The organism is Nitrobacter sp. CN101, assembly GCF_055390255.1.
This window is the reverse complement of record NZ_AP038833.1, coordinates 1753592-1768187: the sequence shown is the minus strand read 5'-3', so window position 1 is coordinate 1768187 and position 14596 is coordinate 1753592. Positions and strand designations below refer to the sequence as shown.

13 protein-coding genes, 1 tRNA gene and 2 pseudogenes are annotated in these 14596 nt (G+C 57.6%); 8 read left to right on the top strand and 8 right to left on the bottom strand.

Annotated features, from left to right (window positions below):
• Positions 1-8 precede the first annotated feature (8 nt).
• Positions 9-905 carry an IS1 family transposase gene (locus ACZ5IL_RS08745; RefSeq protein WP_464592541.1) on the top strand — a complete coding sequence of 299 codons (897 nt, stop codon included), beginning with the start codon at positions 9-11 and terminating at the stop codon, positions 903-905.
• 291 nt (positions 906-1196) lie between these two features.
• Here ACZ5IL_RS08745 and ACZ5IL_RS08740 read toward each other — a convergent pair whose 3' ends face one another.
• From ACZ5IL_RS08740 to ACZ5IL_RS08725, 4 genes are all read right to left on the bottom strand, one after another.
• Positions 1197-1472, bottom strand: coding sequence for a DUF1488 family protein (locus ACZ5IL_RS08740; protein ID WP_464596358.1), 276 nt, complete (start codon positions 1470-1472; stop codon positions 1197-1199).
• A gap of 103 nt (positions 1473-1575) precedes the next feature.
• Positions 1576-1842 (bottom strand): hypothetical protein, encoded by a 267-nt coding sequence (locus ACZ5IL_RS08735; RefSeq protein ID WP_464596357.1) that lies wholly within the window; start codon positions 1840-1842, stop codon positions 1576-1578.
• Positions 1843-2177: 335 nt separating this feature from the next.
• On the bottom strand, positions 2178-2402 hold the full coding sequence (locus ACZ5IL_RS08730; RefSeq protein WP_464596871.1) for an integrase core domain-containing protein: 225 nt from the start codon (positions 2400-2402) through the stop codon (positions 2178-2180).
• Between the two features lie 53 nt (positions 2403-2455).
• Entirely contained in the window at positions 2456-2983 is a 528-nt protein-coding gene (locus ACZ5IL_RS08725) for a hypothetical protein (protein WP_464596355.1), read from the bottom strand.
• 244 nt (positions 2984-3227) lie between these two features.
• Here ACZ5IL_RS08725 and ACZ5IL_RS08720 point away from each other — a divergent pair, with 244 nt between their 5' ends.
• The 4 genes and pseudogenes from ACZ5IL_RS08720 to ACZ5IL_RS08705 all read left to right on the top strand — a co-directional run.
• Positions 3228-3683: a hypothetical protein gene (locus ACZ5IL_RS08720; protein ID WP_464596354.1), complete on the top strand. Its 456-nt coding sequence runs from the start codon at positions 3228-3230 to the stop codon at positions 3681-3683.
• A 10-nt stretch (positions 3684-3693) separates the two neighbouring features.
• The gene (locus ACZ5IL_RS08715) at positions 3694-4617 is read left to right on the top strand and encodes a M64 family metallopeptidase (RefSeq protein WP_464596353.1); all 924 of its coding nucleotides are present in this window, start codon (positions 3694-3696) and stop codon (positions 4615-4617) included.
• 798 nt (positions 4618-5415) lie between these two features.
• Positions 5416-5634: pseudogene (locus ACZ5IL_RS08710) on the top strand (IS6 family transposase); the annotation flags it as partial.
• Between the two features lie 101 nt (positions 5635-5735).
• Positions 5736-6173, top strand: a pseudogene (locus ACZ5IL_RS08705) (oxygen-binding di-iron domain-containing protein); the annotation flags it as partial.
• Positions 6174-6258: 85 nt separating this feature from the next.
• Here the strand turns inward: ACZ5IL_RS08705 and ACZ5IL_RS08700 are convergent.
• From ACZ5IL_RS08700 to ACZ5IL_RS08685, 4 genes are all read right to left on the bottom strand, one after another.
• Positions 6259-6975, bottom strand: a complete 717-nt coding sequence (locus ACZ5IL_RS08700; protein ID WP_464596352.1) for an integrase core domain-containing protein — start codon at positions 6973-6975, stop codon at positions 6259-6261.
• Positions 6976-7944: 969 nt separating this feature from the next.
• Positions 7945-9000, bottom strand: a complete 1056-nt coding sequence (locus ACZ5IL_RS08695) for a helix-turn-helix domain-containing protein (RefSeq protein WP_464596870.1) — start codon at positions 8998-9000, stop codon at positions 7945-7947.
• Positions 9001-9468: 468 nt separating this feature from the next.
• Positions 9469-11070, bottom strand: coding sequence for a sensor histidine kinase (locus ACZ5IL_RS08690; protein ID WP_464596351.1), 1602 nt, complete (start codon positions 11068-11070; stop codon positions 9469-9471).
• Positions 11071-11554: 484 nt separating this feature from the next.
• A tRNA-Arg gene (locus ACZ5IL_RS08685) sits at positions 11555-11635 on the bottom strand.
• A 377-nt stretch (positions 11636-12012) separates the two neighbouring features.
• Here ACZ5IL_RS08685 and ACZ5IL_RS08680 point away from each other — a divergent pair.
• From ACZ5IL_RS08680 to ACZ5IL_RS08670, 3 genes are read left to right on the top strand one after another with little or no spacing between them, the layout of a single operon-like run.
• A complete protein-coding gene (locus ACZ5IL_RS08680) occupies positions 12013-12261 on the top strand; it encodes a DUF3489 domain-containing protein (RefSeq protein WP_464596339.1) in 249 nt (82 codons plus the stop codon).
• Positions 12254-12721, top strand: a complete 468-nt coding sequence (locus ACZ5IL_RS08675; protein ID WP_464596337.1) for a DUF2924 domain-containing protein — start codon at positions 12254-12256, stop codon at positions 12719-12721. The genes ACZ5IL_RS08680 and ACZ5IL_RS08675 overlap by 8 nt, the downstream gene beginning before the upstream one ends.
• The gene (locus ACZ5IL_RS08670; RefSeq protein ID WP_464596350.1) at positions 12718-14322 is read left to right on the top strand and encodes a recombinase family protein; all 1605 of its coding nucleotides are present in this window, start codon (positions 12718-12720) and stop codon (positions 14320-14322) included. The genes ACZ5IL_RS08675 and ACZ5IL_RS08670 overlap by 4 nt, the downstream gene beginning before the upstream one ends.
• Positions 14323-14596: the final 274 nt, after the last annotated feature.

Below are 14596 nucleotides of genomic sequence, written 5' to 3'. Positions count from 1 at the left end.
TTGGATGCATGAACAAGCTAACCCCCGAAGATCGCACCCGTATCCTTCACCTTCTCTGCGAAGGGCAGTCGATCCGCGCAATCACCCGCGTGATCGGGGCCAGCAAGAACACTGTTGCCAAGCTCCTTTGCGACGCTGGCCGCGCCTGCATGGCCTACCATGACGCGAACGTGCGCAACGTCGCCGCCCGGCGCATTCAGGTCGATGAAATCTGGTCCTTCACCTACGCCAAGCAGAAGAACGTCGCGAAGGCCAAGGCCGCCCCAGAGCAGGCTGGCGATACATGGACTTGGACGGCGCTCGACGCCGACTCCAAGATGATCGTTTCCTATTTTGTTGGCGGCCGGGATGGCGAATGCGCCATGTGGTTCATGGACGATCTGCGGGCGCGCCTCGCCAATCGAGTCCAACTTACATCGGACGGTCACAAGGCTTATTTGGAGGCGGTTGAAGGTGCCTTCGGCGGGGACATCGACTACGCCCAGCTTGTAAAGATTTACGGAGCTTCGCCAGAAAGTTTCAAGGGCCGTTACAGCCCTGCTGAATGCACCGGGTCCCGCAAAGAGCTTATCGAGGGCGCGCCCGATCCGGCGCACGTCTCAACGTCATATGTCGAGCGCAGCAATCTGACGATCCGCATGCACATGCGGCGGTTTACTCGCCTAACCAACGGCTTTTCCAAGAAGGTCGAAAACCACGCCTACGCGGTTGCCCTTCATATGATGTATTACAATTTCGTTCGGCTGCATTCCAAGCTGCGTATGTCGCCGGCAATGGCCGCTGGCATCTCGGATCGGCTTTGGGAGGTGTCTGATATCGTCGCGCTGGTCGAAGCTCAAGAAGCAAGCACTGCCGCCAAAATTCGCGGCCCATACAAAAAGCGCAGTACGGAAATTTCAAACTGACCCACTACCTTCCCATTACATAGCTGGCCGCGGCGACCTCATCCATGCTACAGTGGATAGAGGAGCGGCGCTCGCTCAGGAGTTCTTGATTTGAATCCATTTCGTTCTCAAAGAACGAATCCGGTCTACGGGAAAGTAGCGGGAGGCATTCTTAATAAACAGTTTTAGAATGGCGATCGTCTAGCCGCGCATCAGTGACCCAGGAAGGGATCAACGGTTTCCATTTTAGAGCGAAGTGTTCCCCCGCTGATCTGCTTTATCGCCAACCCACCGCTTAGCCGTTGCGTCCTGTCAACGAAAGTCGGTGGTGCGTAGGATCAGACCGGGCGGCTTACCCTCGAACTCCGACATCTGAAACTTGCGGATCGCGCAATCCTCGATCCGGTCTCGTAATCGCTCGAATTGTGCCGCGCGCTGGCCAGGCTTGACGTGCCCGGATTTTTCGAGGCTGTCGAGCGCGTCGGTGCTTATGGCGCAGGGGACTTCCACCTTGCCGTTCATCATCGAGAACAGCACGACCATTCGATCGTATTCAAACCTACCAAAGGCTCCGCGCGTCAGCGTCATGACATTGTTTCCTTCCCTGTAGCGAGCGCACCGAATATCCGGCATATCCGGCGCGCAACGTCAGGTTCGGCGCGCAACCGCAAAAGATCCCATTCAGGAAGGATCACAAGCCCATACGCGCGTCCCTGAACTGCGCATCAGACAGATCGACCGGACTAATTGACAACATTTCCACCGCCGCTGTGTACGAAGCTGCGCTCGGCACCACGATCATGGTAGCCACGCGACGATAGCAGGGAAACGACAGTCCCTCGATCATCTCGTCGTCTGTGACGATCTGGTAAGGGCCCGCGGGCAACAGGCGATCGATGCCTTGCAAGTTGAATGGATGCTTGAAGTAAACCGTCTCTCGGCGCGTTCGTGTGGCCATGATCCGCTCCGCCTGTTTCGCTGCAACGGAAACGCGGTGTCATTATAGAGGCTGCGAATCTTCCGTAGTCTCCTCGTCAACTTCAAGCAACGAGTTCCGAAGCATCTCCGGCTACAAGTCGCGCTACGTCGCTGCTGAATAGCGACACACCCCCGGCGCCTCGCGGATCGTTAGGTCGCGTCCCGACTCCAACAAATGCATTCACTTGTTACAAGTGGCAGCAAAGTCTGTCGATACAAGACCTACATCGCAGGATTGTCGGGATGGTGATTGCCTAGATCCATCCGGCACGGTATGTGAATTGATGTTCAAAAAACCTAAAAGTCTATACGAGGTCACTTTGATGGCGGTGGCCGGATCACTCTTCGTCGTCGTGCTGCTGAAAGCGGCTTTCGCATTTGGCTTTGGCTGAGCACTGCAGAGGACAGTGACGAAAGATACCGCTCGCCGAACACAACAACATGGTCAAGGCACTCCCGTCGGATCGAACCGATAAGTCGTTCAGCATAGCCGTTTTGCCATGGGGAGCGCGGCGACGTCGGTCGATCGCGAATGCCCATGGATCGAACTCTTCGAATAAAGACTTCGCCATAGGCCCCGTCCCGGTCGCGGATCAGATAGCGGGGGCCGGCTTCCAGCCACACGCTTGCGTGATCTGATTTGCGATCCATTCTGCGGTCGGATGCGCTGTAACGCCAAACCATAAAACCTGCCGTCGACCATGCCCCATGATTAACAAGCCATAGAGCAAGCGAAATGAGATCGTCGGTACGACGAACAGATCCATCGCCGCGATGCCGTCGGCATGATTGCGGAGGAACGTCTTCCAACCCTGGGATGGCGGGCCTCTCCGCTTGGCCATATACTTGGCCACGCTGGTCTGTCCGATGTCGATGCCGAGCTTGAGAAGCTCGCCATGAATTCGTGGCGCTCCCCAGAGTGGATTGGCGATGCTCATCTCGCGGATCAGCTCGCGTAATTCCAGTACCTTCATCGAACAGGGCGTGTCCTTCAGTATTTCAGCCGCTTCAGGACTGATAGCGCAGAGGCTTGTGCGGTGCGCGAGCGACTGGTGGACTCCTTCGCTATTACCATCGAGAGGCGGTGTGGTGGCGCCGCCGTTCCCGTTCTTTGACCCCATTCTGTGGTGGCAGTCGCGCCAAGGTACAAGAACCTATTGGCCTCTTTACGCTGTACAACTTTTGGGAGAATATGAAGCAAAGTTATTCGCGCGCGTCGTCGTCTTATCTGGAGGACTGGCTAGTACAACGATAAGATCTTTGACCTGAGGCCGATCCGGGATGGCCCGAGAGGATTGCTGACAGATACCGAAGTCTTGCCGGTTGCAACGGAAGATCGAGCCTACAAAGATGGGAGCTGGCGCCATGAGTGATATCAACCAGTCGGCGCAAACGCTTGCGATGCGCTTGATCTTTGAATACGAGGGCGACAAAGTTCGCCTTGTCACCCAGCAACCGGTCGATGTCTCAATTACCGGCGTCGATCTGACGCACACTCAGCGCGAGGGCTACTACGTCTACACTTCTGATGCCTCGGGCCGCGTTCTCGCTCGAGTGCTGGCGCGTGGCGCGTTCCAGCATGGCGTTGAAGTATTTCCCGAGAGAGCCGGCGAACCAATCACGCGCATGGACGTGGACCGACCGCGCGGGGCGTTCACGGTCATCGTACCGGTGCCCCAGAATGCCGACCATGTTAGGGTAATGCACGTTGTACCGGCTCTACCTAATGTGTCGCAGCCTGCCGCTCGGGTCACGAGTCAGCCGGTCGGGGGAGCGCAGGAGCGCGAACTCGCCCGGTTTCCGCTTCGCTTGAGTCGCTAGGGAGGGAGCCATGTCCACTGCAGATGGTGCGGTTCTCGGCTCGACCCAGATTTTCGGTACCGCCCCGCGCAATCGCGCATTCAATGTCGTCCTGCTGGCAGAGGGCTTTACGGGTGGCCAGCAAGCCGACTTCAACACCGCTTGCGGAAGCTTTCTAACGGCGTTTTCCGGCACGCCGCCGTTCGACGAACTGGCTCCGGCAATTAACGTCTTTCGGGTCAACGTCAGCTCGACCGATTCCGGCGCTGACGATCCGGCCTCTGCTGGAGGAACGGGAGCCGTAGTCAGCACGTACTTTGACGCCACATTCGGCGGAAATGGCATTCGTCGTCTGCTACTCTGTAATACGACAACTGCTTTGCAAGTGGCGGCAGCTCAAGTACCCGAATTTACCGTAGCTATCGTCGTCGTGAATTCTCCCATCTACGGTGGCAGCGGCGGGTCTGTCGGCACCTATTCACTCGCCGGGGGGGCAACTGAGATAGCAATTCATGAGATGGGGCATACCGCATTCGATCTTGCGGACGAGTATCCCTATTACGCTGGCGGCAACGAGACCGGGCATGACCACCATCCGGCAGGTGAGCCAGGCGAACCCAACGTTACGACTAATACTGACCGAAATACGCTGAAATGGCGGTGGGCGGTTTCATCAACGACCGCGATCCCGACCATGAGCAATCCGAACTGCGCCCAAGTGGACAGCCGTCCGAGTTCCGTGCCGTCGGGTACGGTGGGACTATTCGAAGGCGCACACTACTACCACTGCGGCGGGTTCAGACCCCAGTACGATTGCAAAATGCGCAACCTTGGCGTTCCTTTCTGCGCAGTTTGTCGTCAGGTCATTTGGGATCGGATTAGTCCACTCGCGTCCAGTGGATACGTCGAGATGGAAGGGGTAGCGAGCGACCGCGGTGAGCCGCAGACTTTATGAGGCCCGAGCCTAGGCTAACAGGGTAGGCATAACTTCGATGCACGCACAACCATAGCGGCGCACACCATAGCCGATGACTAAGTATCGGGCGACCGCCGTGATAGGTGACTCTGTGCCTGTCCTTATCGCAAATTAAATCCGAGCATATTGATGGTGCAATCCGCCCAGAATCGGTCGACAGAGAATGCGTCCGGCTGTCTCGACGGCACATTGGCAGCCCTCGCACTCTTTTGGAAATGACATTCCTTTATTCCCGTTTCGGCAATTGCGATCGATCACGGCGGCAGGAGCCCCCTGCTGCCGGTCGTCGAACGCCTGGCCATGAGCCCGGATCCCATCTCAGGGGTCGGGCTGCGAATACAAAAGAACTGGCGCAATTGCTTCAGTGGGTGCATGCTTCAGCAGCTAGATAGTTGCCCCGACCGCAAGGACGCGGGGGTTGCTGGTCGGGCTGCGAGGAGGGTTGGCCATGCGTCATAAACCACTACTCGACAGTCAGGTCGCTTATACTGCCAGCGTGATCGGTTTTGGGTTGCTTCCCATGGCTATGGCGTTTGCCGCAGTCCTCATTCCGTGATCGCTGGCGTTACGTCTGGACCCTGCCGAGGCGGCGCTTAAACGCATCATGTCCTGTGTGTACCGAAAACTTAAACACGGGCGTAGCGATGATGAAGTCCGCCCAGGATGGCGCGTGAACTGATCACACCGGTTCGCTGAACCGGGCGAGCAACCGGCTGTGCCTGTCACAAATCAAATCGTGCGCGATAGGGGCGCATCCGCCATGAACGGGGGCGATGGCGCAATAACCGAGCGGAGAACTCGCATCAACCGACCCGACGACGGGAGCGCAAGATGCAGGGGTTCAAGAGTGCGGGATCAACCCAACGATTTCTGTCCGTCCACGCCGCCACCTACAACACCTTCAACGTCCAGCGTCACCTCATCTCAGCGAAGACGCACCGGGCATTCCGAGCCTCGGCGATGCAGACGTGGCGCGAAGTGATTGCTGCGGCGTGATCGCGATTGAATGCTGGATTTGTCGCGCCCATCATCCGCTAACGTGACAAAGCCGCGGCTCGACTTCCAGTCGCCAATCCCCCAAACCTTCGGAGAGTTCTATGGAGACTAAGATCGCCGAAATCGCTGATGGGATTTATCGCCTGTCGACCTACGTGCCGCAGATCGCCGAGCCTGCCGGTTTTGCCTTCAACTCATTTCTGATCCGCGCCGAGCAACCGCTGCTCTTCCATACCGGACTGCATAAGATGTTTGCCTTGAACCGAGAGGCCGTCGCCAAGCTGATCCCAGTCACGAGCCTGCGTTGGATTGCGTTCGGGCACTACGAAGCGGACGAATGCGGCGCGATGAATGAGTGGCTGGCAGCCGCGCCGGATGCGCAAGTCGCACACGGCGTGACGGGCTGCCTTGTGTCGCTCAACGACATGGCCGACCGCGCCCCGCGCGTGCTCGGCGACAATGAGCTCATCGATCTCGGCGGCGGCAAGCGCGTGCGCTACATCGACACGCCACATACGCCGCATGGTTGGGACGCGGGCGTGATGTTCGAGGAAGCGACGAGGACGCTTCTGTGCGGCGACCTCTTCACGCAGCTCGGTGACAATCCCCTGTGCCTACCGCAAATTAACTCCGAACATATTGATGGTGCAGTCCGCCCAGGATCGGACGGCAGAGAATGCGTCCGGCTGTCTCAACGGCACGTGATATCGGCGCGTCCTTGTTCAATGACAAATGGGTGCGCGTGCCGTTGTAGTAGCTCATGTACGAGAGCAGCACCTGGCGCAGATGGCGTTCGCCGAATACCACGATATGATCAACGCATTCCCTGCGGATCGATCCGATCAGCCGTTCAGCGTACGCATTTTGCCACGGTGAGCGAGGAGACGTCGGGCGATCTCGAATGCCGATGGATCGAACGCGGCGGATAAATATCTCGCCATAAGCTCCATCGCGGTCCCGGATCAAGTCACGAGGGACCTGCTCCGAGCCACACGCCTCCATCAGTTGATTGGCGATCCATTCCGCCGTCGGATGCGCGGTCACCCCAAACCACAGGATCTGCCGCCGGCCGTGGCCCATGATCAGCAACCCATAGAGCAGTCGGAACGAGATTGTCGGAACCACGAAAAGGTCCATCGCTGCGATACCGTCAGCATGGTTACGAAGGAACGTCTTCCATCCTTGTGACGGAGGGGCCCTCCTCCGCGCCATATACTTGGCGACGCTGGTCTGGCCGATCTCAATACCAAGTTTGAGAAGCTCGCCGTGGATTCTCGGCGCTCCCCACAACGGGTTGGCGAGGCTCATCTCGCGGATCAGCCGGCGAATTTCCAACGGCACCGTTGGTCGGCCGCAGCGGCGTCGCGATTTCCAGCGCCAATACGATCGGAAGCCCGCGCGGTGCCATCTTATAACAGTGTCCGGCTTAACGATCGCAAGCGCACGACAAGTCTGAGGGAGCAACCGGTAAAGACCAATCAAAATCAGTCGGTCAATTAGGTTGAAAGCAAGCTTGCGAGGCGCCCCTCGCCGAAGCACATTGATTTGTTGCCTCAATACCAAAATCTCGGCCTCAAGCGTAGCTCGCGACCGGAAAAGATCCGTGAACATCCGCCAGATCAGTCTGCACAGGTCCAACATCACGCGACAGCATCATCCGATTCTCGATCAACTGCCAGCAGGATTGGATTTACGGTAGGGACAGGTGTGATGCGCAAGCGGTCTATGCGCATGAAGGGCCGAATGGTTACAAGGCGATGATGTGAGCATCGAGCCGCCCGGCAATTCATCGATGCAATGGAAGAAAGCCTTTCAGAGCATCTTTGATAGTGGTTACGCACACCCCCACCCTTCAATTCCTTCAATGTGTAACCTGACGACATTGATGGGCGCCCCCTGGTTACACGTAACCAGCAAAGCGCTTACGCCATCATGGCGATGCCCAGCAAAAAGCCGAGCCCCAAGCCAAAGACTAGGGCCAAGACCCAGCGCAAGAGACGCTAAGAAGCGCGCCTTGCCTGAAGAGTTGCGGCAGATCATCGACCACCTCGAGAAGATCAAGATCGGCCGGCCGGTGGGGTAATGGCGATGGTTACGGTACCTCCGTGGCGATTTTTGGGACGAGCGAGTGCGGATGATGACATGGTGGGGAGACCACTGCGACACTTTGCGCAAGGCGGAAAGGTTTGGGAAGCCACTCGGGCATATGAACTTTCGCTATTAACAGCGAAGGCGCGCCAATCGCCGATACGGCGCCCGGCCAATTCAGCCTCGCTATCACGGGCCAAAATCGGGCAATTATTGCCAATTTTAGCAAACCCGTTTCGAATTGCGGTACGCCTTCGGCGTCAAACCAGTCCAGCGAGTGAAAGCACGTGTGAAAGAACTTAAATCGCTATAGCCTAGGAGCCACGCGACCTCCGTAATTGGAAGTTGCTGTTCCAGGAGATAGCGTCTGGAAAGAGCCTGCCGCGATGCGTCAAGCAAGTCAGAAAAAGCTGCATTCTCGGAGCACAACACGCGTGCCAGGGTACGGCGGCTCATGCCAAGACGGCGGGCAATCTCCGTTACGTTCGCCCGACCGTGCGGGAGTAACTGGACGATCTGATCTTCGACATGAGATCGAAGGCTGGCGCGCCGCGATGTTGCTCGTTTGGCAAGAGCTTCATCCGCGTACTGTACGAGTAGATTGTTAAGGTAGACGTCAGCCCCAATAATAGGCAACGCTTCGGTTCGCTGCAGAAATGATATTTCGTCATTATTGGCCGCAAAGTCAATTTCGCAGCCCAGATAAGATCGCACATCTGGGGGCGTTTCTGGTCTACAATGTTTCAATTTGATCTGAATGGGGGCGAGGCTGCTCTTCGTCAGAGTGCGGCAGATGCGAACCAAGGTTACGAGCCAGAATTCGATGTGGTGGCGATCGGACAGACGATCGATGTTCAGATATTCAATCGCGATGGTGAGCGAACGCTCTGACGAAATCCGCAGCCGAACGCCTTCGTTGTTAATTGCGCAATAACGTTCCGCATTTCGTAGAGCATCGCCGAGCCGCTCTGAGGAGGTCATAACGTGGTACAATAGTCCGATTTCACCTAGTTTGAAATCAAGAGCCAGATGGAAGCCGAACCAATCGTCATGCAACTTTTGGGCGGCTAATTCCAAGACCCGGAGCTGAGCACTTGCGTTAAGGCGACGCTGTCGGTTCTGCACCTCCTCGATTGTAACGCCAGCGCTCAACATCACCGGATCCGGAACTATTCCCCGTTCGCGCAATCGATCGCATGCGAGCCGCGCTATTCCCCCGGTGGAGGTTGGCATCCACGATAAGCAGTCAGAAAAATTATTCTTCCGCATCTTCCGCATCTTGCGCAAGAAGGGCCTCCCGACCACCAACATCGACCGTCTGACCGCGTGGAAATTTGACTTAGATCAATTGAGGTGCCTTCGCGATAACAAACATCCCTGAAGGCGTTGCTCTTTTAAACGGCGCCAGAGCATGGCGCCGTAGGCAGTTTCGTTACATTGCGCACTCCAAAGCCTGAAGCTACGCCCGCACATCGTTGCAATCACGCAATCTGGAAGCAGGATCCGCCGGCTCTCCAGATCGTAGACGATTGTTCCGTGGCGAAGGTTCTTGCGAGCCGTCCAGTCGACAATGCCGGCAACTATTAGCGACACCGTTCGCGGGCTGGGTCGCGCCTAACAATCCGCAGCAGACTTCTTCTCACCAGGGAGTCACCAGGGAGCATTAGTCGGTGAGCGAAGCTCGCTGCCAGGCTGCCGCCGGGTGACGGCAAAATGTAGACGATGCATCCCAGCCCTGCCGTATCGTCACACCGAGAGAAGATTCCAGCGGTCACGCGCAGTTAGCGCTGATCCACCAAGAGATGGAAGGTTTGGTTGGGGTGCTGCTAAACAGTTGCCCGGCAGGATGATCTCGAAGTCCATGCCGCGTTCTGTATAGGTGCAAGCATAGTTTCCTTGCAACTGTTCATCGATGATAAGATCCAAAAGCTTCGACCCGAAGCCACTCTCTGCGATATCAGAACAGCCTGCCTTCACTGGGCTCCTCTCGGTCCACGTGATGCGCAGCTCGTCAATTCCGCGGCTTATATTGACGCTCAAGGAACCGTCGGGATCACCAAGAGCGCCATACTTGCTCGAATTTGTCGCCAGTTCGTGGAAAACGAGAGCCAGCGGTGTAACGATTCCACCAGGGATGAACGCGTCATCGCCATCGATGGTCTCAGCCCCCTCATAAGGTTGAAGCAGGGCGCCGAGGAGTTCCTTAAGTGACGTGTGTCCTCCAGGGGCGCCCAACGACGCGTCGCTGCGGATAAGACCATGTGCACGATGTAAGGCCCCGATCCGGCGTCTCAGTATGTCCGCCAACGGTTTCATCTCGGGGTTGACACGGACCGACAGGCTGACCAGCGCGTTGACGAGCGCGAACAAGTTCTTGATCCGATGATCCAGTTCATTGGCCACAATCTCACGCTCGGCCGCGAGGTGCCTTAGCTGATCAAGAACTTCATTTCTCATCGCAGTGGTCGTGGAGATGATGAGGGGGCCAAGGGAGATAAGTGCAGCCCCCAAGCTGATCGACAGCACGAGCGATTGATCGACATCTGAAACGTCGATGTAGCCCAGAGTTGTCGCTATGATTACCCATATGCAGAAGAAAAAGGTCAGCAAGGCCGTCAAGAACACGCGATAGGAAATGGCGCACCAGAGAAGAGCGGGTATAGGGAATGCTAGAGCTCCCATTCCCCCGAAAAGGATTCCCGTGACGGCTGAGAAAACGAACACAACAATCGGTGCTTGATCGCGAAAAGTCGGCGGCGGAAATTGCCGCCGCCACCATTTATGGCCTTCCGGGTAGGACAGCATTATCGGCAAAAAAGCCAGCTGGTTTAAAAGTTCGACGGAAAACCAGTAGCGCAAAAAGCTTATAGTTCCCGGATCATGGAATAGCGGATCGTGGAATAAGGGACCGATCAGAATTGCGCCAACGATGCCGGCAAAGACGGAAACGGCGCCCACCGCAACGAGCAGGTCGAAAACCGACGTCCGACGCTGGAGAAGCTGGTCGGCGCGAGCGATGCTAGTCAGCAAGACATAGCCGAGGGCCACGCTACCAAAATTATAGACGGCCAGACTCGCGCCTGTCACAAGCCCGCAACCGATAATCGGGATCGCGATTGCGAATCCGGCAAGACAAGCGAGCCAGCCCAAGGGATGCGCCAATAAGGGAAAGCGCACGAGCATGCCGAGCATGAACGGGTTGGCGGGCCAGATCAGCGACAAGATCTTATTGTCCGCCGTGAGAACCCCGAAAAGGCAGAGTACCGCGTAGGCTCCGCCAAACATCAAAAAATAAAGCCAAGGGTGACGCGGCCGGGCCGGAAGCTTGAACCAGTTGATTGTCTTCACGGCTTAAAACTCGCCTTCGTGAAACACCGCCATGGGGACAAAATCACCTTACGAACGTGGCGCAGGTCGCTTTCCTTTACTCAACCGTCCATCTGACTCATCTTCGCGCACCCGGACGAAGTCCTAAAGCCATGCAAATGAGCGCCACCCCTCAAACCTTGTTCGGGCGCCACGCCGCTGCCGCTATAGCGGCAAACCGTCAACCCAGTCTTTGCTATCATGGGCCAATGATTTGGCAATTTGTGCCACCACCATGAAATGTCAGCGGGCGTCTTCCAAAGTTGCGGTATCGCAGTTGAGGCATGTCGCGGTGTGGTTCACCACGGTCTCCTTGCCGATCAATCGAGTGTACCTTCGCTCGTTGATCGACATCATTGAGGTCGATGACGCACAAATCCGCATCAAGGGCAGTAAAGATGGGCTGGAACGGGCAGTTCTTGCCAGTCGATCCGGGACGGAACCAAGTTCGCAGATGAGTGCCAAGTGGCGCGCCCGAAGATATTCGAACTCCTGACCCCCAGATTCGGATTCTGGTGTCGCTCCAGAACTTCACATCCACCACCGCACCGATCCCAGAAGCGAGTAACGAGATCCCGGCAGCTTTCAAGATCTGTGCCATCCCCGCATCGTTACTGTCGAGATTCTTCCAGAAAGGACTGGCATTTGTGGGCGAAGCGAGCATTGCTGTGGCGTGAGATGACCCTTGGATCGGCCCCGCAGCGCAACATCGCTGACGGGGCCTCGGGTGGTGCGACGCTGATGTCGCATCATTTTGGAGGGTCTATGCAGAAGTCATCCCGCAATCGGAAGCCACAATCGAACCGCCGCCGACGCGGTAAGGCCCTCACCACAACGAAGGCAGCAAGGACAGCACCTCGTCCTGTGAGAGAGCCGACGAAACGACGTTCAACGCTTCCTTCAAGCCCGGCTCCAGCGGGCGGCGTGGTCAGCGTAGTTGCTGAAGCGAACAAACGGGCGAACAAGCAAACCAACCTGCTCGATCTTCTGAGGCGCCCGGCTGGTGCAACCATTGCGGCGCTCGTGGAAGTGTCAGGCTGGCAGCAGCATTCGGTGCGCGGATTCTTGGCCGGCGTGGTTCGCAAGAAGCTCGGGCTCGAGTTGGTCTCAGAGTTGAAGCAGATCAGCGCATCTACCGCGTCATCGCAGCGAAGCAGGCCTGACGATGGCTAAGGCCGCGAAGAACGAGCTCGCGGGCCGTCGCGATCTCGGTGGTCAGCGACCGCAGTCTGGTGGTCGTCGGTCAAGCTGGTCCGCGCTGGCGCATCTTCCGAAGCATCTCCAGACAGCCATTGTAAGCTATCGGCGACAGGCAGATCAGTCGGGCGATCTCGATCCGGCGATACGCCAGTTCCTTGATCGTATTGTCGACAAGGAGACACCCGAATCCATCATGGCCAAGCTCGTCGCCTTCGACCGGGGCCAGGTCGAGTTGAAGGCCGGCACTATCTTGTCCAGGGAATGGAACGGCACCAACCATCGGGCGATCGTCGTTGAGGATGGCTTCCTGTGGGAGGGGACACGGTACGACAGCCTCTCGGCGATCGCCTTCGCCATCACCGGTACCCGCTGGAGCGGGCCCCGCTTCTTTGGCCTGCGGGATAGCACGGTCGGTGGGGAGGATGAGCCGTGAGGGCGGGAAAAGCGTTGGCCCGAGAGCTCGTCCGGTGCGCGATCTATACCCGGGTCTCGACCGACAATGGCCTCGACCAGGAGTTCAACTCGCTGGATGCCCAGTATGAGGCTTCCAGTGCCTATATCAAAAGCCAGGCCCATGCCGGTTGGGTGCAGGTCAAGACCCGCTATGACGATGGCGGCTTCTCCGGCGGATCAACCGACCGGCCGGCACTTCAAAACCTGCTGGAGGATATCCGGGCCCGCAAGATCGATGTCATTGTGGTCTACAAGGTCGATCGTCTGACCCGCTCGCTCGTCGACTTCGCCAAACTGGTCGAGCTGTTCGATGCCCATCGGGTGTCGTTTGTCTCGGTCACCCAACAGTTCAATACCACAACGTCCATGGGACGCCTGACCCTCAACGTTCTCTTGTCCTTTGCTCAGTTCGAACGGGAGGTCACCTCGGAGCGTATCCGGGACAAGGTTGCGGCCTCCAAGAAGAAGGGCATCTGGGTCGGAGGTCCCCTCCCCCTCGGCTACGTCATGGAGAACGGTAAGGTGGCCGTCGTCCCGGAAGAAGCCGAACGGGTTCGTCACATCTTTGGCCGCTATCTCGACCTTGGCAGTGTCCGTGCCTTGATGCGCGACCTTAACGACTGCAACATCGTCAGCAGGCGGCGCGTTCTCAAGACCGGAACAATTCGGGGCGGTGTTGCGTTCGGCTGTGGAGCCTTATTCCATCTGCTGCGCAATCGCTTCTACATTGGCGAGGTCAACTATAAGGGCCAGATCTATCCGGGCGAGCAGCCCCCGATCCTGGATCGCGACCTGTTCGAGCGCGTCCAGACGATGCTCACGGACCAGCGGAGTCATCAGACCAGAACCCGGACCTCCTTCAGCCATCTCCTGACCGGTCTGATGTTTGACGACGCCGGCCATCGCATGGCGCCGACCCGGGCCCAGAAGAAAGGTCGGCACTACAGCTACTATGTCTCGCGGCCACTGCTGTTCGGGAATGCAGCGACCGCCGCGGTTGGTTCAGTTTCTCGGGTCCCAGCCCCTGACATCGACAATCAGGTTCGCAAGGTTGTCCTGGAGCCGAAGCATCGGCAACTCAAAGCTACGGGTCTCATCGACAACGCATTCGCGCGCTCGCTGATTGAGCGGATCGAGGTTCAGCAAAACCGCCTCGTCGTGCAGTTGAAGCAAGGGTCCGACAATCACGCCGACGAAGACCACTCCACCATCTTCATCCCCTGGACCAAGCCACCGTCCAAACGAGCACGGTCAATCCTGCGCCCAACCTCCGCAAAAGTTCCGCTCCGCCCGATGAAGCTGGAGCGACGGGCTACGCTGGTCGCAGCGATTGCCCGCGGCCGGCGCTGGCTTGATGAACTCATTACGGATTCGGCGACAGATGCCCAAGCAATCGCAACGCGCGAGCGATGCAGCCTGCGCCACGTCAACATGACTTTGTCGTTGACCTTCCTCTCTCCCACACTCACCAAGGCTGCCGTCGAAGGTCGGTTACCACGCGGCATCGGTCTCGAACAACTGCGTGAGCTTCCGGTTGAATGGAATCGTCAGTTCGAAGCGCTAGGTCTCAGTCCGATCTGACCAGCGACACCGGCCTATAGTCGCGGCGGAAGCGTTGCTGGCATTTTTCCCAAGGCACGTTTCAAGCAGAGGGTAGACCGTCGCCTTCCAAACCCTTCGCCGGCTATGTCCCTATTTTGGTTGCAGCGGCCGAACGGGGTACTCCCACCCAGTCAGCGAACCGGTCTCTGCGGCTCGGCCAGGAACGGGAATTTTCGATGCAGAGACAAAGCGCCCTTTGGCGATATTTTTGAGGCCAGAGACGCGCGCAGAGACCGGACGGATCGCGAAAGCC

Coding starts and splice junctions, on each gene's coding strand:
- ACZ5IL_RS08745 (WP_464592541.1), top strand. CDS start 9: ATGAACAAGCTAACCCCCGAAGATCGCACCCGTATCCTTCACCTTCTC.
- ACZ5IL_RS08740 (WP_464596358.1), bottom strand. CDS start 1,472: ATGACGCTGACGCGCGGAGCCTTTGGTAGGTTTGAATACGATCGAATG.
- ACZ5IL_RS08735 (WP_464596357.1), bottom strand. CDS start 1,842: ATGGCCACACGAACGCGCCGAGAGACGGTTTACTTCAAGCATCCATTC.
- ACZ5IL_RS08730 (WP_464596871.1), bottom strand. CDS start 2,402: ATGGGCATTCGCGATCGACCGACGTCGCCGCGCTCCCCATGGCAAAAC.
- ACZ5IL_RS08725 (WP_464596355.1), bottom strand. CDS start 2,983: ATGGGGTCAAAGAACGGGAACGGCGGCGCCACCACACCGCCTCTCGAT.
- ACZ5IL_RS08720 (WP_464596354.1), top strand. CDS start 3,228: ATGAGTGATATCAACCAGTCGGCGCAAACGCTTGCGATGCGCTTGATC.
- ACZ5IL_RS08715 (WP_464596353.1), top strand. CDS start 3,694: ATGTCCACTGCAGATGGTGCGGTTCTCGGCTCGACCCAGATTTTCGGT.
- ACZ5IL_RS08695 (WP_464596870.1), bottom strand. CDS start 9,000: ATGCGGAAGATGCGGAAGAATAATTTTTCTGACTGCTTATCGTGGATG.
- ACZ5IL_RS08675 (WP_464596337.1), top strand. CDS start 12,254: ATGGCTAAGGCCGCGAAGAACGAGCTCGCGGGCCGTCGCGATCTCGGT.